Source organism: Mediterraneibacter sp. ICN-202921, assembly GCF_037890075.1.
GTDB classification, from domain to species: domain Bacteria; phylum Bacillota; class Clostridia; order Lachnospirales; family Lachnospiraceae; genus Mediterraneibacter; species Mediterraneibacter massiliensis.
The window spans coordinates 91283-112558 of sequence record NZ_JBBKBE010000003.1; the positions used below are offsets into that span (position 1 = coordinate 91283).

The following is a 21276-nucleotide window of genomic DNA, read 5'->3' on the forward strand; positions in this document are numbered from 1 at the left end:
GCCTCCTTGGACCTAAGCTTTTTTTTGTGATTTTTCGGTCAGAAGATTTTGCAGTTCCGCCAGATCTTCTGAAGAGAGTTCTCCATTATGAACAAAGGCTGAAACCATGGAGGAAAAACTGCCGTCATAGTATTTATCCAGAAAAGAGCGGCTTTCCTGACGGATATAGTCTGTTTCAGCTACCAAAGGGGTATATACAAAAACACGGCTGCGCTTTTCATAAGAAAGCGCTCCTTTTTGGAGGAGACGTTTTAACAAAGTCTGGACAGTGTTATAACTCCAGTGCGTGGAAGGACGCAGATATTCTGTGATCTCAACCGTACTGACAGGAGCATATTTCCATACGATTTTCATTACTTTGAATTCAGCTTCTGAAATCTGTGGCAGTGCTTTTCGGGGCATGATATACCTTCTTTCGGTTCATATGAATTCTTACAAGTGTAGTATAAAACAGAGAAAAGAAGAATGCAACGAAAAGCCTTTTCCTATGTCAGTAAAATTGCCGTTTTGTGGAAGAAATGGAAATGCACATGTATAAAATTAGATACAAGGCGATTGTTGAGAAGGATTATCAAAACGGATATTGTCTTTTGTTTAACATGATGTTATACTAGGCGACGTAGACGAAAGATATGACAGATTTATTTAAGGAGGGTTTAGTAGAATGACACAGTTTGAACAGTGGACTGGTTTTCATGGAAAACTCTGGAAAGAGGAGGTAAATATACGGGACTTTATCCAGAATAATTATACACAGTATGAGGGCGACGAATCTTTCTTGGCGGCTCCTACAGAAGCGACAAATAAACTTTGGGGTGAGCTGCAGAAACTGCAGAAAGAAGAAAGAGCTAAGGGCGGCGTTCTGGATATGGAGACAGAAGTAGTATCCGGTCTGACAGCATATGGTCCGGGATATATCAAGGAAGATATGAAAGACTTAGAACAGATCGTAGGTCTTCAGACAGATAAACCTCTTAAGAGGGCTTTTATGCCGTACGGCGGGATCAAGATGGCAGAACAGGCTTGTACGACATATGGATATACGCCGAGTAAAGAACTGCACGAAATCTTTACAAAATATCATAAAACACATAATCAAGGTGTCTTTGACATTTATACACCGGAGATGAAGAAAGCCCGTCATAACAAAATCATTACCGGACTTCCGGACACATACGGAAGAGGACGTATTGTCGGCGATTACCGCCGTGTTGCCCTGTACGGGATCGACTATCTGATCCGGCAGAAAGAAGCGGATTTTGTAGAGTCAGAAAGACATGGTATGAAAGGGACAGATTTCCGTCTTCGTGAGGAGATCGCCGACCAGATACGTGCGCTTAAAGGAATGAAAGAGATGGCAGCGGTCTATGGCTATGATATTTCTCAGCCGGCGAAAAACGCAAAAGAAGCGGTGCAGTGGCTGTATTTCGGTTATCTGGCTGCGATCAAGACGCAGAATGGCGCGGCAATGAGCGTGGGACGTATTTCTACTTTCCTGGATATTTATATCCAGAGAGATATGGAAAAAGGAATCTTGACAGAGGCAGAGGCACAAGAACTGATCGATCATATCGTGATGAAATTCAGAATGGTAAAATTCGCGAGGATCCCATCCTATAATGAACTGTTTTCTGGAGACCCGGTATGGGCTACTTTGGAAATGGCAGGGATTGGAATGGACGGTCGTCACATGGTGACTAAGAATGACTATCGCTTCCTGCACACGTTAGAAAATATGGGACCTTCTCCGGAACCGAACCTGACAGTTTTATATTCTTCTCATCTTCCGGAAAACTTTAAGAAATATGCGGCTTATATTTCTGTCAAGACAAGTTCTATCCAGTATGAAAATGATGATGTGATGCGTCCGGTATGGGGAGACGATTATTCCATCTGCTGCTGTGTATCCGCGACACAGACAGGAAAAGAGATCCAGTTCTTCGGGGCGCGCGCAAATCTTGCCAAGTGCCTTTTGTACGCGATCAACGGCGGCATAGATGTAAAGACAAGAGAGCAGGTAGGACCGGCTTACAGACCGATCACTTCTGAATATCTGGATTACGACGAGGTGATGGAACGTTATGACGAGATGATGGACTGGCTGTCTAAACTGTATGTAGATACATTGAATATGATCCACTACATGCACGATAAATATTATTATGAAGCAGCGGAAATGGCATTGATCGATACAGATGTAAGAAGGACGTTTGCGACCGGTATCGCAGGTTTCTCACATGTAGTAGACTCTTTGAGTGCTGTCAAATACGCAAAAGTAAAAGTTATCCGCGATGAGACAGGAATGGCGGTGGACTTCGAGACAGAAGGCGATTTCCCAAGATATGGAAATGATGATGACCGTGCAGACGATATTGCAGTATGGCTGCTCCGTACGTTCATGAGCAAACTGAAAAAATGCCATACGTACAGAAATTCTGAGCCTACGACATCTATCCTGACGATCACATCCAATGTCGTATACGGAAAAGCGACCGGTTCTCTTCCGGATGGAAGAAAAGCAGGCGAACCTCTTGCGCCGGGAGCTAATCCATCTTACGGAGCAGAAAAGAACGGGCTGCTGGCTTCTTTAAATTCTGTGGCAAAACTGCCATATGAACAGGCACTGGACGGGATTTCTAATACGCAGACGATCAGTCCGGGAGCTTTGGGACATGATGATGAAGAACGCAAGAACAATTTGGTTCATGTACTGGATGGATATTTTGATCAAGGTGCGCATCATCTCAATGTGAACGTATTCGGAACAGAGAAATTGATCGATGCAATGGAACATCCAGAGAAAGAAGAGTATGCGAACTTTACGATCCGTGTATCTGGATATGCTGTGAAATTCATCGACTTGACACGTGAACAGCAGATGGATGTGATTTCCAGAACCTGCCACGACAGAATGTAAATATGCGGCAGGGATATATACATTCGTTGGAAAGTTTTGGTTCGGTGGATGGTCCGGGCGTCCGTTTTGTTATCTTCTTTTCAGGGTGCACTATGCGCTGCCAGTTCTGCCATAATGCAGATACGTGGAATATGAAAAATGGGAAACTTTATACGGCAGACGAACTTTTGAAAACTGCCCTGAGGTATCGCGCTTACTGGGGAAAAGAAGGGGGGATCACTGTCAGCGGGGGAGAGCCTCTCCTGCAGATAGAGTTCCTGACAGAAGTATTTCAGAAGGCAAAAGCAGAAGGAGTGCATACGACTTTAGATACAAGCGGCAACCCCTTCACAAGGGAAGAACCATTTTTTGGAAAGTTCCAAGCATTAATGAAAGTAACAGATTTGGTTCTTTTGGATCTAAAACATATAGAGGATGCACAGCACAAAAAACTGACAGGCTGCACGAACCAGAATATCCTGGATATGGCATCCTATCTGTCAGAGGTGGGAAAACCGGTCTGGATACGTCATGTACTTGTTCCCGGACACAGTGATCGGGACGAATATCTGAAACGGTTGTCGGCATTTATTGACACACTTCATAATGTGCAAAAAGTGGAAGTACTTCCTTATCATACATTAGGGGCTTTTAAGTGGAAAGAACTTGGGATGGAATATCCCCTGGAAGGCGTAGAACCACCGACAAAAGAACGCATTGAAAATGCAAATAAAATATTAAAGATACAGGAATAGAAAATTCCCGCAGTGTCAGCTTGATCCTGCTTACGCATGATTTTATTATCGGCAGTCACTGAATGAAAAGAAACAGCTCATATCATGTTTATATGTAATGACATGGTATGAGCTGTTTCTTTTCCTACTGTCTGTCGCTTTACCAGAATTCAAATTAATTAGATATTTAATTAAAATTTGTGTAAAATATTGAAAAAAATGTGAATTATATATTAAAAACTTGACTTTATTGTGCAGTAATACTAATATAAAGATTAGTTATCTAATTAATTTAAAGAGCGAGGAGGCGGCTTAGTTGAAGTGTGATATGAGTCATATACCAACGATCGGACTGATCGGCATATTGAGGCATAGGTGTGAGCAGAGGGCGAAGGAAATGTTCGGGAAATATGATCTGAATAAGACTCATGCGAATATTTTATTTTCCCTGCATCAGAGTCAGTCCCTTTCTCAGAAGGAACTGGCAGAACGCTTGAATGTTACGCCTCCTTCTATTACTTCTGCGATACAGAAAATGGAAAAAGCAGGATACATCAGCAGAAAAGCAGATGAAAAGGATCAGCGGATTATGCGGCTGGAACTGGCGCAAAGAGGCAGAGACTGCATCGAGAATGTCAAGAAGGTAGCACAGCAGCTGGACGAAATGATGTTTCAGGGAATGAGTACGGAGGAAAAATTACTGATGAGGAGAATGCTGCTCCAGGTATGTGAGAATTTGGCAGAGGAGAGATAAGACAGAAAGGAACATGTAAATTATGAAAAATTTGTTTAAGTACGCAGGTACATATTGGAAAGCTATGCTTGCAATCATAGCGGTACTGATCCTTCAGGCATATTGTGATCTGTCGCTTCCTGCGTATACTTCTGATATCGTTAATATCGGAATACAGCAGGGCGGGATAGAAGATAAAGTACCTACGGCAATTGGAACGGATGATATGGAGAAGGTACTTTTGTTTGTTCCGGAAGAAGCGCAAAAGGAAGTTGTAGATTCCTATAAAATAGATGCAGGCTCCTATGATACAAAGGCATATGTCCTGAAAGATTCTGTGAAGAAGGATGAAAAGAAAATGCAAACACTTTCAGACAAAATGTCGTTTCCGATGATGATGGTGACCGGCATTTCTTCTGACAGCAGTATGACAGCTGACATGGAAGCAAAGATGGCAGCACAGCTCCCACAGGATCTTCTGACGGAAGATACGGATCTGTTTACGATCCTGCAAATGCTGCCTGCAGAGCAGAGAGAAGAATTTGTAAGACAAGCTAAGGAACAGATTGAGGAAATGCCGGATACGATCTTAGAACAGGCGGCGATCAGTTTTTCCAAGACAGCCTATAAACATCTGGGGATGGATATGGATGCTTTGCAGCTGCATTATCTGTTCACTACAGGCGGGAAAATGGTCGCGCTCGCCTTTCTGGGAATGGCGGCAAGTGTCTTAGTGGGATTTCTGGCGTCCCGTGTAGGAGCTTCTACCGGGCGAGATCTAAGAAGCAGAGTCTTTAAAAAAGTAGTTGGATTTTCAAATAGTGAGTTTGACCATTTTTCTACCGCTTCTTTGATCACCCGGAGTACAAACGATATACAGCAGATCCAGCTGCTGATCGTCATGCTGCTGCGTGTCGTGCTATATGCGCCTATCCTCGCGATAGGAGGCATCTATCAAGTGTTCCAGACAAATGTATCTATGTCCTGGATCATTGGACTGGCTGTCCTGCTGATCGCAGTTGTGATACTTGTATTATTTATTGTGGCAATGCCAAAATTTAAAATGCTGCAAAATCTTGTAGATAAGCTGAATCTTGTGACACGGGAAATTCTTACGGGACTTCCGGTCATCCGGGCATTCAGCACACAGAAGCATGAGGAAAAAAGATTTGATGCGGCAAATAGAGATCTGACAAAGACAAATTTATTCGTAAATCGCGCAATGACTTTCATGATGCCGGTGATGATGCTGATCATGAACGGGATCTCGGTATTGATCATGTGGTCGGGCGCTCATGGGATCAACGAAGGGCAGATGCAGGTAGGAGATATGATGGCATTTATCCAGTATACGATGCAGATTATCATGGGATTTTTGATGCTTTGTATGCTTTCGATCATGCTGCCGCGGGCGGCAGTTGCGGCAGACCGTGTAGAGGAAATACTTACAAGTAAGACGATCATACGGGATCCGAAGAAACCGGCCGCCTTTTCCGGGGAGAAAAAAGGCATATTGGAATTCGATCATGTGTCATTTTGTTATCCGGGAGCGGATGAAGAAGTACTGCATGACATTACTTTTACTGCGAGACCCGGAGAGACGACAGCGATCATTGGGAGTACCGGAAGTGGAAAATCTACGCTGGTGAATCTGATCCCTCGTTTTTATGACGTGACAGAAGGGGCAATCCGTTTAGATGGCGAGGATATCCGGGACGTAAAACAGCATGATCTGCGTGAACGTCTGGGATATGTGCCACAGAAGGGGATATTATTTTCGGGCGATATAGCCTCGAATATTCTGTTTGGTAATTCGGACGGAAGTGAAGATGAGATGAAAGAGGCTGCACAGATCGCACAGGCAGCAGAGTTTATAGACGAGAAGCCAGACAGATATGAAAGTCTGATCTCTCAAGGGGGCACAAATGTATCCGGAGGCCAAAAACAAAGGCTTTCTATAGCGAGGGCGGTCGCCAAACATCCGGAAGTGTTTATTTTTGATGACAGCTTTTCGGCGCTGGACTACAAAACAGATGTTGCACTGCGGAAGGCGCTTAGAGAAAAAACAGCGCAAAGTACAGTGCTCATCGTCGCACAGCGTATCAGTACGATTTTAAACGCAGAGCAGATACTCGTGCTGGATGAAGGAAAAATGGCGGGGATAGGAACGCATGCAGAATTGCTGAAAAATTGCGAAGTCTACCAGCAGATCGCCGCTTCCCAGCTCTCAGAAGAGGAATTGAAAGCAGGCAAGGAAGGAAAGGAGGCTGAAAACCATGGGTAGAAGAATGGGACATGGTGGAATGGGCGGCGGTATGCAGGGAGAAAAGCCGAAAGATTTCAAAGGTACGCTGAAAAAATTACTCATATATATGAGTGCATATAGACTGCAGCTGCTGTTTGTTATTATTTTCGCCGTTTGCGGGACTATATTTAACATAGCGGGACCGAAGATACTGGGTAAGGCGACGACGGAGATATTCAACGGACTTGTCAGTAAAGTATCCGGCGGAAGCGGAATGGATTTTGGGAAGATCGGACAGATTCTTTTCATGACATTAGGGCTGTATGTCATCAGTGCCTTGTGTACGTTTATCCAGGGTATGATCATGACCGGGATTTCGCAGAAAACGACCTACCGACTGCGAAAAGAGATCTCGGAGAAGATCAGCCGTATGCCAATGGATTATTTTGATACAAAACCGGTCGGGGAGACCCTTTCTCGTGTGACCAATGATGTGGATACATTGGGGCAGAGCTTAAACCAGAGTGCGACGCAGCTTATCACTTCTGTGACTACGATCATCGGTGTACTTGCTATGATGTTGTCGATCAGCCCTTTGATGACGGTGATGGCGCTTTTGATACTCCCAATCTCGGCGGGACTATTATCTTTTGTTATGAAACATTCCCAGAGATATTTCCGTGATCAGCAGGAATATCTCGGAAATGTAAACGGACAAGTAGAAGAGATCTACAGTGGACATAACATTATCAAGGCATTTAATAAGGAAGAAGACGTGATACGTGCCTTTAATGAGACGAATGGAAAATTGTATAACGCGGCATGGCGTTCGCAGTTCTTTTCCGGAATGATGATGCCGATCATGCAGTTTATTGGGAATCTCGGCTATGTCGGTGTGGCAATCTTGGGCGGCTATCTGGCGATCAAAAGAACCATTGAAGTCGGAGATATCCAGTCTTTTATCCAGTATGTAAGGAACTTTACACAGCCTATCCAGCAGATCGCGCAGGTATCCAATATGCTGCAGATGACAACGGCAGCCTCCGAGCGAGTGTTTGCATTTTTAGACGAGAAGGAAGAAGAACAGACGGCAGAAGATCCGGTGCGCGTAGAAGGGCTCGGAGGTAATGTTACATTTGAACATGTACGCTTTGGATATAATCCGGATAAGATGATTATCCATGACTTCTCCGCAGAGATAAAAGAGGGACAGAAGATAGCGATCGTAGGACCAACCGGAGCCGGAAAGACGACAATGATCAAGCTTTTGATGAGATTTTACGATGTCAGCAGTGGAGCTGTCAAAATCGATGGACATGATATCCGGGATTTTAACAGAAATGAACTGCGGGAAATGTTTGGCATGGTCCTGCAGGATACTTGGCTGTTTCACGGAACGATCCGGGATAATATCCGGTACGGCAGATTAGATGCGTCAGAAGAAGAGATTGTCAATGCGGCGAAAGCAGCACATGTACATCGGTTCGTACAGACTCTGCCGGGTGGATATGATATGGAACTGAATGAGGAGGCAAGCAACGTATCACAGGGGCAGAAGCAGCTGCTGACAATCGCTAGGGCGATCCTTGCAGATCCGAAGATCCTGATCCTGGACGAAGCGACGAGCTCTGTTGACACCAGGACAGAAGTGCTGATCCAGAAAGCAATGGATAATCTGATGAAAGGCAGAACCAGTTTTGTCATCGCGCACAGATTGTCTACAATTCGGGATGCAGATCTGATCCTTGTCATGAAAGACGGAGATATTGTAGAGCAGGGAACGCATGATGCGCTGATCGCCCAGAAAGGCTTCTACGCAGAACTGTATAATTCTCAGTTTGAAAAGCCCACAGAAGCAGCATAAGAAGCGATACATCTGCTTCCCGAGGGCGTCGGCAGAAACTAAATAAGCGGAGGAAGGTTTACTTTGCAAAAGGTTTCCTCTATAATAGATAGCGTCAGTAGATACTGGCGTTATCTTTATTCTTATTTAAAATCAGATTGCAGGAAGGGTGGAAAAATGGGGCTGACACATTTTGATGAAAACGGGCGTGCAGTCATGGTGGATGTGACAGAAAAGGACGTGACGAAAAGAGAGGCGCAGGCGCAGGGGAAAATTTCTGTGAGCCGGGAAGTATTTACAGCGATCCAGGCAGGGACGATAGGAAAAGGCGATGTGCTTTCCGTTGCGGCGACGGCAGGCATCATGGGAGCAAAAAAAACGGCAGAACTGATTCCCATGTGCCATATCCTCCCTCTTACAAAATGTAAGATACAGTTTGAGATGGAGCAGGAAGAATGTGCCGTATACTGCACCTGTACGGTAAAAGTAGACGGTAAGACAGGCGTGGAGATGGAGGCTTTGACAGGAGTAAGCGTTGCTTTGCTCACGATTTATGATATGTGCAAAGCTTTGGATAAGACAATGGAGATCGGAGAGATCTATCTGGTGAGAAAGTCCGGCGGGAAGAGCGGAGAAATCTTGAACAAACAGAAAGACAGGAGGCAATTAGATATTTTATAGGAAGGAACGTTAAAGAATGGGAAAGAAATGGAAAGCGGCGGTTATCACGTTGAGTGACAAAAGCTACGCAGGAGAAAGAGAAGATAAAAGCGGGCCGTTGATCAAAGAGATGTTGGAGACCGAGGACTACGAAGTGACGGAGCAGATTCTGCTTCCGGATGAACAGGAAGAAATAGAGAAGTGTCTATGTAAACTATGTGACGAAAAAAGAGCAGATCTAGTTTTGACGACAGGCGGTACGGGTTTTTCTATGAGAGACCGGACGCCGGAGGCCACTTTGGCGGTGGGGGAAAGGCAGGTTCCGGGTATCGCGGAGGCAATGCGCGCCGCGTCGCTTCAGATTACGCCGCGGGCGATGTTGAGCCGGGGCGTATCTGTCATACGAAAGAGGACATTGATCGTCAATCTTCCGGGAAGCCCCAAGGCAGTAAGAGAAAATCTTGCCTGTATTCTGCCTGCCTTAGGACATGGGCTGGGGATTTTGTCCGGCAGTGAAGGAGAATGTGGAAATCATGTTTAAAGACAGTTATGGCAGAAAGATCACATATATGCGTATTTCTGTCACGGATCGCTGTAATTTGCGCTGTATATACTGTATGCCGGCGGACGGGATCAGGCAGACGACGCACAAGGAAATACTGACCTTTGATGAAATCGTCCGTATCGCGCGGATCGGAGCTGGAAAAGGGATCAGCAGGATTAAGATCACCGGAGGTGAACCACTTGTTAGAAAAAACATTGCTGCACTCATCAGGATGTTGAAAGCGGTGCCGGGGATAGAGCAAGTGACGCTGACGACAAACGGCGGACTTCTGAACGAACAGATCGACAGTCTGGTAAAAAGCGGACTAGACGCGGTGAATATAAGCCTGGATACAGTGGATGAGACAGTCTATAAAAGGATCACACGCTGCGGAGATTTGGCGCCGGTCCTTAAGGGGATAAAAAAGGCTTGTTCGTATCCGGAACTGACAGTGAAGCTGAATTGTGTGCCGCTTGAGGAAATGCAGGACGCACAGATTTTGTCTCTGGTACGGTTTGCGTCCCAGACAGGTGTGTGCGTGCGTTTTATTGAAATGATGCCGGTGGGACTTGGCAAATGCTGCGGCAGAAGGAGTCAGGAGGAACTGCGGAAGCTTTTGGAGAGAGAATATGGGGAAGCCAAACGAGAAGAAGGCAGTTTCGGCAATGGTCCTGCCGTATACTATCGGTTCGAGAAGCTGAAGGAAAAGGTAGGGTTTATCAGCGCTGTGTCACATCAGTTTTGTGACAGCTGCAACCGGGTGAGAATGACTGCTCAGGGGTATCTGAAGACCTGTCTGCAGTACAGTACAGGCATAGATCTGAAAAGCCTGTTGAGAAGCGGCGCCTCCGACAGTGAAATAGAGAAGGCATTTTTAAAAGCAATCGCAGAAAAGCCGCTTTGTCATCAGTTTGCAGACACAGAAAATACGGAAGAAAATATACAAGGACAAGAAATGATAGAACAAAAAGGAATGTCTGAAATCGGAGGATGAGATGGGACGTATAATAGCAGTCTGTGTAAGTACAGAAAAAGGAACACAGAAAAAGAACATAAAAAAGGGAAAATTTATCACGGATCATGGGATAGAAGGAGATGCCCATGCTGGAAAATGGCATCGGCAGGTAAGCCTTCTTGCATATGAGAAAATAGAAGCATTTAAGGAAAAAGGAGCGGAGGTATCAGAAGGAGCCTTTGGGGAAAATTTGATCGTTCAGGGGATCGACCTTAGAAATCTTCCGGTGGGAACATATCTGTCCTGTAATGATGTATTATTGGAAGTTACGCAAATAGGAAAGAAATGTCATCATGGCTGTGAGATCTATCAGAAAATGGGTGACTGTATCATGCCAAGGGAAGGCATTTTTGCGAAGGTGATAAGCGGCGGCGTGATACAAGCAGGAGACGAGATTCATATTAAGAAAAGGTGAGCATGGAAAAGAAAATCTATCGGGTATGTATGACACTTTTATGTATGCTTTGTTTGACATCTTGTCGGGCAAAAGGGCAGGAGACAATGACAGAACAAGTCACAGGAAAAGAAGCCGTAGGAGAACAGACAAGACAGGAAGAAACAAAAGATACATATACATTTGTGGATGTATATGGTCAGAAGTATGAGGCGGAATTGCTGCCGGATGTGCCGAAGTGCCAATATGATTACAGATATTTACAAGAAAAAGGCGGATATACATATTATGAAGATGAGGAGAACGCTTTCTTTTCTATACCGGGGATCGACGTGTCGGAATTTCAGGGAGAGATTGATTGGAAAGCTGTAAAAGAAAGCGGTATGTCTTTCGCGGTGATCCGTCTTGGATACCGGGGATATGGAGAAGAAGGAAAACTTGTACTGGATGCGAAGTTTGAACAGAATATACAAGGAGCGCAGAAAGCAGGACTAAAGACAGGTGTATATTTTTTCTCCCAGGCAGTTTCTGATACAGAGGCAAAAGAGGAAGCTGCGTTTGTCTTAGCGCAGTTGGAAGGGAAAAAACTGGAATTGCCGGTCGTCTTTGACACAGAGGAGATTAAGGGGGATACGGCGCGGACAGATGGAAATACGCGGGAACAATATACGGAAAACTGTAAGGTGTTCTGTGAGGAGATCGAGGATGCGGGATATGATACGATGATCTATGCCAATATGAAATGGATGGCATTTACGCTTTACATGGAGAGGCTGACAGAGTACGATATATGGTATGCAGATTATGAAGCGAAACCACAGTGTCCTTATGCGTTTTCTATGTGGCAGTATTCAGAGACGGGAGCAGTGCCGGGAATTGAAGGAAATGTGGATCTGAATATATGGTTTCAGGAGGAAGAAAAATGAAATGGAATAAATTTCGGTTAAAGACAACAACACAGGCGGAGGATATCGTCAGCAGCATGTTGATGGATCTGGGGATACAGGGGGTAGAAATAGAGGATAAGATCCCTTTAAGCCAGTCTGATAAGGAGCAGATGTTCGTAGATATCCTGCCGGAAACAGAGGCGGACGACGGGACGGCGTATTTGAGTTTCTATCTGGAAGAGGGAGAAGAGAAGGAGCCGCTTCTTGCCCATGTAAGAGCTGAGTTAGAGGAGATCCGGACATATGTAGAAGCAGGAGATCTGACGATTGAGGAGTCTCAGACAGAAGATGTGGACTGGGTGAATAATTGGAAACAGTATTTCCACCAGTTTTATGTGGATGATATATTGATCATTCCTTCCTGGGAGCAGGTGAAGCCGGAGGATGAAGATAAACTGGTGATTCATATAGATCCGGGGACTGCGTTTGGCACAGGGATGCATGAGACGACCCAGCTTTGTATCCGACAGATCAGGAAATATGTAAACGAGCATACGAAGATCTTAGATGTAGGATGCGGAAGTGGTATTTTGGGTATGTTAGCGTTGAAGTTTGGCGCTGCTTACAGTGTAGGGACCGATTTGGATCCGTGCGCGATCGAAGCCACGTATGAGAATATGAGAGAAAACGGGATATCCAAAGAGCAGTATGAGGTTATGATCGGAAATATCATCGATGATAAGCAGATACAGGATAGAGTCGAGTATGCATGTTATGATATCGTTGTCGCCAATATTCTGGCTGACGTACTGACAGAGTTGACGCCGGTGATCGTCCATCAGCTGAAAAAGGGAGGTATCTACATTACCAGCGGCATCATAGACGATAAAGAGCAGACAGTGGTAGAAGCGGTGGAAAAAGCCGGACTGGAAGTCCTGCAGGTGACATACCAGGGAGAATGGGTCTGCGTGACCGCAAGAAAAAATTAAAGGAGTTTGTACAGTATGCATCATTTTTTTGCAGACCCGTCCTGCATCAGGGGAAATAAGATCTATCTGACAGGCGGGGATGTCAGCCATATGAAGAATGTCCTGCGCATGAGGGCGGGAGAAGATGTGACAGTCGGTGATAATGAAGGAAACACGTATTTATGCTGCCTAGAGACATTCGAGGCAGGCACAGCCGTATTGGATATATTGAAGAAGCAGGAAAATGACACAGAACTGCCGGCCAGGCTGTATCTGTTCCAGGGACTTCCTAAAGGGGACAAGATGGAGTGGATCGTACAAAAAGCGGTGGAATTGGGTGTGTATGAAGTCATTCCTGTGGAGACAAAACGAAGTGTTGTGAAATTAGATGAAAAGAAAAGCACACGTAAGATACAGAGATGGAATCTGATCGCCAAAGGAGCTGCCGAACAGTCCGGCAGGGGGAGGGTACCGGAAGTATGCCCAGTTATGAGCTGGAAGGAAGCGCTCACACGCGGCAGGGAGATGGATGTGCTTGTTATTCCATATGAATTGGCGGAAGGAATGGAAAGGACAAAGGAAATTTTTTCCCATATCCGCCCTGGACAGTCTGTAGGAATCTTTATAGGGCCTGAGGGAGGATTCGAACAATGGGAAGTGGAGCAGGCAAAAGAAGCGGGCGCCTCTGCCATTACCCTTGGAAAACGTATTTTACGGACGGAGACGGCGGGGCTTGCGGCTCTGTCCATACTCATGTATCACCTGGAAGGATAATTTCATAATCTATATAGTAAGAAGAAGTAAAGGAAGAAATGTTATGGAAATCTATTTGGATAACTCCGCTACGACCAGATGCTATCCGGAAGTGGGAGAGCTGGTATATAAGGTCATGTGCCAGGATTATGGAAACCCGTCCTCCATGCACAAAAAGGGCGTGGAGGCAGAACATTATGTCAAAGAGGCAAAAGAACGGATCGCCAAGATCTTAAAAGTGGCTCCGAAGGAAATATATTTTACTTCCGGAGGCACGGAAAGCGACAATCTGGCCTTGATTGGCTGTGCCAGAGCCAATCGGAGGGCGGGAAATCATTTGATCACTTCCTCCATCGAGCATCCGGCTGTCTTAAATACGATGCGTTATCTGGAAGAAGAAGGGTTTCGGGTTACCTATCTTCCGGTAGATGAAAATGGAAGGATCAGACTGGAGGCTTTGCAAGAAGCGCTGTGTGAAGATACGATATTAGTTTCTGTCATGTATGTGAATAATGAAGTGGGCTCTGTGCAGCCAGTAGAAGAAGCAGCAAAAATCGTAAAACAGTATGATCCGCGGATTCTGTTCCATTCAGATGCCGTGCAGGGATTTGGGAAATATCACATTTATCCGAAACGGACAGGGATCGATCTTTTGACAGCAAGCGGTCATAAGATACATGGACCCAAAGGGATCGGCTTTCTCTATATCGGGGAAAAGGTGAAAATACAGCCGATCGTATTTGGCGGAGAACAGCAGAAAAATATCCGCTCCGGCACAGAGAATGTACCGGGAATCGCGGGGCTTGGACTTGCCTCTTTAAAAATCTATCAGGATCTGGATGTGAAAGTGGCCTTAATGAGAGAGTTGAAAGAATATTTTCTTGAAGGGATCTCAAAAATAGAAGATACGACAGTACACGGACTGACGGATGAAAACAGCGCTCCACATATCATCAGCCTAGGAGTGGCAGGGGTAAGAAGCGAGGTCCTTTTGCATGCACTGGAGGAAAAAGGCATCTATGTTTCTTCCGGTTCCGCATGTTCCTCTAATCACCCGTCGATCAGCGGCGTGTTAAAAGGGATCGGAGCAGCCAGAGAATACCTGGACGCAACCTTAAGATTCAGTATGTCAGAGTTTACGACAAAAGAAGAAATTGACTATACATTAGAAACACTATATAATTGTGTACCGGTACTTCGGAAATATACGAGACATTAAAAGACAGAAGAAGTGATGCAGAGTCTGTTGAAGAAAGTTTTGCAAAGGAGAGGAAAATGGAATATCATTCATTTTTGATAAAATACGGGGAGATCGGGATCAAAGGGAAGAACAGATATTTGTTTGAAGACGCCTTGATCCGGCAGATCAAGTTTGCCTTAAAAGAGGTAGACGGTTCGTTCTGCGTGCACAAATGTCACGGCCGGGTTTATGTAGACTGTGAAGGCGCGTATGACTATGAAGAGACAGTAGAAAGCCTGAAAAGAGTTTTTGGGATCGTGGGAATCTGTCCGGTCGTTCGTCTGGAAGATAGAGGGTTTGAAGAACTAAAAAAAGATGTGATTCGTTTTATAGATGCGTCATATCCGGATAAAAATAAGACATTTAAGGTAGAGGCAAGAAGAGCAAAGAAGCAGTATCCGATGAATTCCATGGAGATCAACTGTGAACTTGGCGGCGCGATCTTAGATACTTTTCCGGAAATGAAGGTGGATGTGCATGAACCAGATATCCGTCTGAATGTAGAGATCCGGGAAGAAATTTATCTGTATTCACAGATCATTCCGGGACCGGGCGGAATGCCGGTGGGAACAAACGGAAGCGCTATGCTTTTGCTGTCAGGCGGGATCGACAGCCCGGTTGCCGGATATATGGTGGCAAAGCGGGGCGTGGAACTGGAGGCGACTTATTTTCATGCGCCTCCTTACACAAGCGAACGTGCAAAAGAAAAAGTGGTGGATCTTGCCAGGATTGTCGCCGGATATGCAGGGCCGATCAAGCTGCATGTTGTGAATTTTACAGATATTCAGCTGTATATTTATGAGCAGTGTCCCCATGAGGAACTGACAATCATCATGCGGCGGTATATGATGAAGATCGCAGAACATTTTGCAAAGAAGGATGGATGTCTTGGATTGGTGACAGGGGAAAGTATCGGTCAGGTGGCGAGTCAGACAATGCAGAGTCTGGCGGTGACAAATGCTGTGTGTACGCTTCCGGTGTATCGGCCTTTGATCGGATTTGACAAGAAAGAAATCGTGGAAATTTCTGAAAAGATAGATACCTACGAAACTTCCATCCAGCCTTTTGAGGACTGTTGTACGATCTTTGTGGCAAAACATCCTGTGACAAAACCAAATCTGGAAAGGATCGAGAAATCCGAAGAGAATCTGAAAGAAAAGATTGAAGAACTTTTCCGCCAGGCAGTAGAGTCTGCGGAGATCATACAGGTGAGATAGAGAAATTTACGCAAAAGAAAAGCTGTCTCTGAAAAGAGACAGCTTTTGTACCAATGCATATTGGATTATTTGATAATGTAAGGCTCCAGCGCTTTCATAATATTATCTAAATCTCCATCTGCATGGATGTTTAAATCAATCGGCTTAGAAAGATCCAGGCTGAAAATACCCATGATTGATTTTGCATCTATTACATATCTTCCGGATACTAGATCAAAGTCATTATCATATTTGGTAATCTCATTGACGAATGACTTTACTTTGTCGATAGAATTTAAAGAAATCTGTACAGTCTTCATGTTACCGTCCCTCCTTGATATAGATACTGCAGGCCCTCGCAGACCATATATATATTCTACGGGATGATAGTTTAAAAGTCAAGAAACAAAGAAGGAAAAAGAAGGAAATAGAACAATGAAAAAAGCAGCGTTGCACAATCTAGGGTGTAAAGTAAATGCCTATGAGACAGAGGCTATGCAGGAAATGTTGGAAAAAGCGGGATATGAGATCGTCCCTTTTAAAGAAGGGGCTGATGTCTATGTCATCAATACCTGCACAGTTACAAATATAGCAGATAGGAAATCACGACAAATGCTCCATCGTGCCAGAAAGTTCAATCCGGACGCAGTCGTCGTCGCAGCGGGCTGTTATGTGCAGGCACAGGATAAAAAGGGAGAAAAGGATCCCTGTATAGATATCGTGCTTGGCAATAATAGAAAAAAAGATCTGGTCGCTGTGCTCGAAACCTATTTTACACAGCAGAAAAGAAAGAAACATGCAGAGATAGAGGATCTGATCGATATAAACCATACAAATGAGTATGAGAATATGTCGGTCACTAAGCCGCAGGAACATACTCGTGCTTATATCAAAGTGCAGGATGGATGCAATCAGTTTTGCTCCTACTGTATCATTCCCTATGCCAGAGGACGGGTTCGCAGCAGGGCCAAAGAAGATGTGTTAAGAGAAGTAAGGACGCTTGCGAAGAATGGCTATCAGGAGATCGTACTTACGGGAATCCATTTGAGCTCTTATGGGGTGGATATTTCAGATGAAAAAGAGGATCTTCTTTCCTTGATCTTGGCGGTCCATGAGGTGGAAGGAATCAAGAGGATACGTCTTGGCTCCTTGGAACCGCGGATTGTAACAGAAGAATTTGCAGCGACACTTGCAGGGCTTGAGAAGATATGCCCGCACTTTCATCTGTCGATGCAAAGCGGATGTGACGCCACATTAAAGCGGATGAACCGCAGATATACAAGCGAGGAATACGCGGAAAAATGCCAGCTTCTCAGGAAGTATTTTCAGCATCCCGCCCTGACGACAGATGTGATCGTTGGCTTCCCCGGAGAGACAGAAGAAGAATTTGAGATGACACGGCAGTTCATTGATAAGATCGGTTTTTATGAGACTCATATTTTCAAGTACTCAAAAAGAGAAGGCACAAAAGCTGCTGTTATGGAAGCCCAGGTATCTGAAGAAATAAAAGCCCAGAGAAGCGCTGTTCTTATAGAACTGGGAGAAAAGCATCGCAGGAAATATATCCGGGAATATAAGGGGAAGGAAGCAGAAGTACTGATTGAAGAACAGATTCGGTATGAGGGAAAGAAAGTGTGGACGGGACACACGAAAGAATATATGAAAATTGCACTAGAAGATGATAGAAATTTACAAAATTGTATCATAAAAGTTCAAATTGACAATGATTTGCAAATTATTCATTGAATTTTGAAGGGCCTTATATTAGAATTGTACATAGAAGGCTTGGCATTTTTGTCAGAATCCTGATGAAAAATGTAAAATATAAACAATGCAGATAAAAGGAGGAGTAGAAATGGGCGATTTAAGCAATACCCAGTTTTTCCAGGTGGAGCCGGGACCGCAGATTTCCGCAAAAGATATATTGGAAATCGTGTTTAAGGCACTCAAGGAAAAGGGGTATAATCCGGTGAATCAGATTGTAGGATATATCATGTCCGGTGACCCGACATATATCACCAGTTATAACGGGGCGCGGAGTCTGATCATGAAAGTAGAGCGCGACGAGTTGGTAGAAGAGCTTTTAAAAGCGTATATCGAGCATCAATCCTGGGAATAATCTGTCATGAGGATCATGGGACTGGATTACGGTACGAAGACAGTGGGCGTCGCGATCAGCGATGCACTTGGTCTGACTGCCCAGGGTGTAGAGACGATCGAACGGAAAGAGGAAAACAAGCTGCGCCGTACTTTAGCTCGTATTGAAGAACTGGTGAAAGAATACGAAGTGGAGAGGATTGTGCTTGGTTTTCCCAAACATATGAATAATGATATTGGAGAGCGTGCAGAAAAAGCATTGGAATTTCGCGATATGCTTGTGCGTCGAACAGGGCTCGAAGTGATCATGTGGGATGAGAGACTGACGACAGTAGAGGCAGAACGCACATTGATAGAGAGCCGTGTAAGACGGGAGAACCGTAAAAAATATATCGATAAGATTGCAGCAGTGTTTATACTGCAGGGATATTTGGATTCTATATATACGGGGAGTTTATATGGAGAAGATTAAATTTGCATTTGGAGATGGAAGCGGGGAGACTGCGTTTTTTGTATTGGAACAAACAAAGATAGGTGGCTTTGTCTACATACTTGTAACGGATTCTAAGGAAGATGATGCGGAATGTCTGATCTTAAAAGAAATCAATGACAGTGCGTCATCAGAAAGTGTATATGAGATCGTTGAAGATGAAACAGAACTTCTGGCAGTGTCAAAAGTCTTTGAGGAACTGCTGGGGGATGTGGATATTGAAATGTAAAATCCTCTTGGATATTTACAATAGATTGCTCTTTCATGAGGGAAGAGTACTTACAGCATAAAATGGAGTATTGCTGATGGAACAGAAAAAGGTGCAGGAACTGCTGAAAGCAAAATTAAAGGAAAAAGGATTGAAAGTTACGCAGCAGAGGTTGTTTGTGCTGTCGGTCTTGGCGGAAAACAAGGGCAGACACATGACGGTGGAAGATATTTATGAACTGGTGTCAGCAGACTATCCAGAGATTGGCCTGGCAACAGTATATCGGGCTGTACAGCTTTTGTGGGATATGCAGTTAGTGGATCGCATCAATCTGGATGATGGCTGTGTGCGTTATGAGATCGGACATCTTTTGGAAGGAGAGATGAGACATAATCACCACCATTTGATCTGTCGGACATGCAAGAGGGTGATTCCTTTTGAAGATGACCTTTTGGAGGAACTGGAACGTCATATCGAGGAGGCATCCGGCTTTCATGTATTGGATCATGAACTGAAATTTTACGGACAGTGTAAAGAGTGTTTGAAGAAGGAAAAACAAAACAACGCTTAGAGGCAGATTACCTGATTGTGCCGAGGCGAAGGACGAGCCGTGGCACGTTCTTTTCGTGTGCAAAGAAAACGCAGACACTCCTTTTGTGAAAAGTAGGAAAATTACATACTATTTATGGAGGTGTTGGATTTTTGAAAAAAGAGTATAAAGGGAAGTTACGTATCATACCGCTGGGAGGGCTTGAACAGATTGGTATGAATATTACAGCATTTGAGTATGAGGACAGTATCATCGTCGTAGACTGTGGGCTTGCATTTCCAGAGGATGATATGTTGGGAATTGATCTTGTCATACCGGATGTGACGTATTTAAAAGATCATGCAGACAAAGTGAAGGGCTTTGTGATCACGCACGGGCATGAGGATCATATAGGGGCACTGCCGTATGTGTTAAAAGAGATCAATCTGCCCATCTATACGACAAAGCTGACGATGGGAATCATAGAAAACAAGTTAAAAGAGCATAATCTGTTAAGAGGAACAAAGCGCAAAGTTGTGCGCCACGGGCAGTCTATCAATCTTGGAAAATTCAGGATTGAATTTATCAAGACAAATCACAGTATCCAAGATGCGTCTGCCCTGGCAATCTACTCTCCGGCAGGGACAGTTGTGCATACGGGAGACTTTAAAGTAGATTACACACCGGTATTTGGGGATGCAATCGACCTGCAGCGTTTTGCTGAGATCGGCAAGAAAGGCGTGCTGGCGCTGATGTCAGACAGTACAAACGCAGAGCGCAAAGGCTTTACGCAGTCCGAGAAGACGGTGGGGATCACATTCGACCATATTTTCGCAGAACATCAGAACACTCGTCTGATCATTGCAACCTTTGCGTCTAATGTAGACCGTGTACAGCAGATTATCAACTCTGCGTATAAATATGGCAGAAAAGTTGTAGTAGAAGGGCGCAGTATGGTAAATATCATTTCTACGGCGTCAGAGTTAGGCTACTTGAATGTGCCGGATAATACGTTGATCGAGATAGACCAGATGAAGAACTATCCGCCGGAGAAGATGGTATTGATCACCACAGGCAGCCAGGGAGAATCTATGGCGGCGCTGTCGCGTATGGCGGCGGATGTGCATCGCAAAGTGACAATCCAGCCCAATGATACGATCATTTTCAGCTCGAATCCGATTCCGGGAAATGAAAAATCTGTATCTCGTGTGATCAATGAGTTGTCGGCAAAAGGGGCGGAAGTCATCTTCCAGGATGCGCATGTATCCGGGCATGCTTGTCAGGAAGAGCTAAAGCTTATCTACTCTCTTGTGAAGCCGAAATATGCGATTCCGGTCCACGGAGAGTACAGACATTTAAAAGCAAACGCAGGTATCGCAAGATCTCTGGGAATCCCGAAAGAGAATATATTTATCATCCAATCTGGAGATGTGCTGGAAGTCAGCGAGGAGAAAGCGGAAGTTGTAGATAAGGTGCATACAGGCGCGATCCTTGTAGACGGACTCGGCGTTGGAGACGTAGGAAATATTGTACTGCGTGACAGACAGCATTTGGCGGAGGATGGAATCATGATCGTAGTCCTGACGCTGGAGCGCAGGACGAACCGTCTGCTTGCGGGACCGGATATTGTTTCCAGAGGCTTTGTCTATGTAAGAGAGTCGGAAGGACTTATGGAAGAGGCGAGAAACGTTGTGTCAGACGCCTTGGATACATGTTTGTCCGGAAGAAATACGGACTGGAATAAGATCAAACTGGTGATCCGGGATACTATGAATGATTTCATCTGGAAAAAAACAAAGAGGAAACCAATGGTCATTCCGATTATCATGGATGTGGATGTGTAA

Annotated in this window: 22 protein-coding genes; 20 read left to right on the top strand and 2 right to left on the bottom strand. The window is 44.7% G+C overall.

Features of this window, described 5'->3' with window-relative positions; all coding sequences use genetic code 11:
- Window positions 1-12: 12 nt before the first annotated feature.
- The gene (locus WKT01_RS03810; protein WP_340311473.1) at window positions 13-402 is read right to left on the bottom strand and encodes a BlaI/MecI/CopY family transcriptional regulator; all 390 of its coding nucleotides are present in this window, start codon (window positions 400-402) and stop codon (window positions 13-15) included.
- Between the two features lie 262 nt (window positions 403-664).
- Here WKT01_RS03810 and pflB point away from each other — a divergent pair, with 262 nt between their 5' ends.
- From pflB to thiI, 14 genes are all read left to right on the top strand, one after another.
- Window positions 665-2917, top strand: a complete 2253-nt coding sequence (gene pflB / locus WKT01_RS03815) for a formate C-acetyltransferase (protein WP_340311474.1) — start codon at window positions 665-667, stop codon at window positions 2915-2917.
- A gap of 2 nt (window positions 2918-2919) precedes the next feature.
- A complete protein-coding gene (pflA, locus tag WKT01_RS03820; protein WP_340311475.1) occupies window positions 2920-3651 on the top strand; it encodes a pyruvate formate-lyase-activating protein in 732 nt (243 codons plus the stop codon).
- Between the two features lie 295 nt (window positions 3652-3946).
- The gene (locus tag WKT01_RS03825; protein ID WP_117975178.1) at window positions 3947-4384 is read left to right on the top strand and encodes a MarR family winged helix-turn-helix transcriptional regulator; all 438 of its coding nucleotides are present in this window, start codon (window positions 3947-3949) and stop codon (window positions 4382-4384) included.
- A 22-nt stretch (window positions 4385-4406) separates the two neighbouring features.
- Window positions 4407-6647: an ABC transporter ATP-binding protein gene (locus WKT01_RS03830; RefSeq protein WP_340311476.1), complete on the top strand. Its 2241-nt coding sequence runs from the start codon at window positions 4407-4409 to the stop codon at window positions 6645-6647.
- Window positions 6640-8472, top strand: coding sequence for an ABC transporter ATP-binding protein (locus WKT01_RS03835; RefSeq protein ID WP_340311477.1), 1833 nt, complete (start codon window positions 6640-6642; stop codon window positions 8470-8472). Before WKT01_RS03830 ends, WKT01_RS03835 begins: the two co-directional genes overlap by 8 nt.
- Window positions 8473-8628: 156 nt before the next feature.
- The gene (gene moaC, locus WKT01_RS03840) at window positions 8629-9132 is read left to right on the top strand and encodes a cyclic pyranopterin monophosphate synthase MoaC (RefSeq protein ID WP_059068191.1); all 504 of its coding nucleotides are present in this window, start codon (window positions 8629-8631) and stop codon (window positions 9130-9132) included.
- Between the two features lie 16 nt (window positions 9133-9148).
- Window positions 9149-9652, top strand: coding sequence for a molybdopterin adenylyltransferase (gene mog, locus WKT01_RS03845; RefSeq protein ID WP_117975176.1), 504 nt, complete (start codon window positions 9149-9151; stop codon window positions 9650-9652).
- The gene (gene moaA / locus WKT01_RS03850) at window positions 9645-10649 is read left to right on the top strand and encodes a GTP 3',8-cyclase MoaA (protein WP_340311478.1); all 1005 of its coding nucleotides are present in this window, start codon (window positions 9645-9647) and stop codon (window positions 10647-10649) included. The genes mog and moaA overlap by 8 nt, the downstream gene beginning before the upstream one ends.
- A gap of 1 nt (window position 10650) precedes the next feature.
- Window positions 10651-11085, top strand: coding sequence for an MOSC domain-containing protein (locus WKT01_RS03855; RefSeq protein WP_340311479.1), 435 nt, complete (start codon window positions 10651-10653; stop codon window positions 11083-11085).
- Between the two features lie 2 nt (window positions 11086-11087).
- On the top strand, window positions 11088-11990 hold the full coding sequence (locus WKT01_RS03860; protein WP_340311480.1) for a glycoside hydrolase family 25 protein: 903 nt from the start codon (window positions 11088-11090) through the stop codon (window positions 11988-11990).
- Window positions 11987-12940: a 50S ribosomal protein L11 methyltransferase gene (gene prmA, locus WKT01_RS03865; protein WP_340311481.1), complete on the top strand. Its 954-nt coding sequence runs from the start codon at window positions 11987-11989 to the stop codon at window positions 12938-12940. Before WKT01_RS03860 ends, prmA begins: the two co-directional genes overlap by 4 nt.
- 15 nt (window positions 12941-12955) lie before the next feature.
- Window positions 12956-13693, top strand: a complete 738-nt coding sequence (locus tag WKT01_RS03870) for a 16S rRNA (uracil(1498)-N(3))-methyltransferase (RefSeq protein WP_340311482.1) — start codon at window positions 12956-12958, stop codon at window positions 13691-13693.
- A 43-nt stretch (window positions 13694-13736) separates the two neighbouring features.
- Complete coding sequence (locus WKT01_RS03875; protein WP_340311483.1) at window positions 13737-14891, top strand: cysteine desulfurase family protein; 1155 nt, start codon at window positions 13737-13739, stop codon at window positions 14889-14891.
- Between the two features lie 56 nt (window positions 14892-14947).
- Complete coding sequence (gene thiI, locus WKT01_RS03880) at window positions 14948-16129, top strand: tRNA uracil 4-sulfurtransferase ThiI (protein ID WP_282923712.1); 1182 nt, start codon at window positions 14948-14950, stop codon at window positions 16127-16129.
- Window positions 16130-16194: 65 nt separating this feature from the next.
- Here the strand turns inward: thiI and WKT01_RS03885 are convergent, their stop codons facing one another.
- The gene (locus tag WKT01_RS03885) at window positions 16195-16428 is read right to left on the bottom strand and encodes an HPr family phosphocarrier protein (protein WP_059068210.1); all 234 of its coding nucleotides are present in this window, start codon (window positions 16426-16428) and stop codon (window positions 16195-16197) included.
- A 115-nt stretch (window positions 16429-16543) separates the two neighbouring features.
- Here WKT01_RS03885 and mtaB point away from each other — a divergent pair, with 115 nt between their 5' ends.
- From mtaB to WKT01_RS03915, 6 genes are all read left to right on the top strand, one after another.
- Window positions 16544-17854 (top strand): tRNA (N(6)-L-threonylcarbamoyladenosine(37)-C(2))-methylthiotransferase MtaB, encoded by a 1311-nt coding sequence (gene mtaB / locus WKT01_RS03890; protein WP_059068212.1) that lies wholly within the window; start codon window positions 16544-16546, stop codon window positions 17852-17854.
- 109 nt (window positions 17855-17963) lie between these two features.
- Window positions 17964-18227, top strand: a complete 264-nt coding sequence (locus tag WKT01_RS03895) for an IreB family regulatory phosphoprotein (RefSeq protein ID WP_059068214.1) — start codon at window positions 17964-17966, stop codon at window positions 18225-18227.
- Between the two features lie 6 nt (window positions 18228-18233).
- Complete coding sequence (gene ruvX / locus WKT01_RS03900) at window positions 18234-18677, top strand: Holliday junction resolvase RuvX (protein ID WP_059068216.1); 444 nt, start codon at window positions 18234-18236, stop codon at window positions 18675-18677.
- A complete protein-coding gene (locus WKT01_RS03905; RefSeq protein ID WP_059068219.1) occupies window positions 18664-18924 on the top strand; it encodes a DUF1292 domain-containing protein in 261 nt (86 codons plus the stop codon). The genes ruvX and WKT01_RS03905 overlap by 14 nt, the downstream gene beginning before the upstream one ends.
- Window positions 18925-19000: 76 nt before the next feature.
- The gene (locus tag WKT01_RS03910; protein ID WP_059068221.1) at window positions 19001-19474 is read left to right on the top strand and encodes a Fur family transcriptional regulator; all 474 of its coding nucleotides are present in this window, start codon (window positions 19001-19003) and stop codon (window positions 19472-19474) included.
- Between the two features lie 131 nt (window positions 19475-19605).
- Complete coding sequence (locus WKT01_RS03915) at window positions 19606-21276, top strand: ribonuclease J (RefSeq protein WP_059068223.1); 1671 nt, start codon at window positions 19606-19608, stop codon at window positions 21274-21276.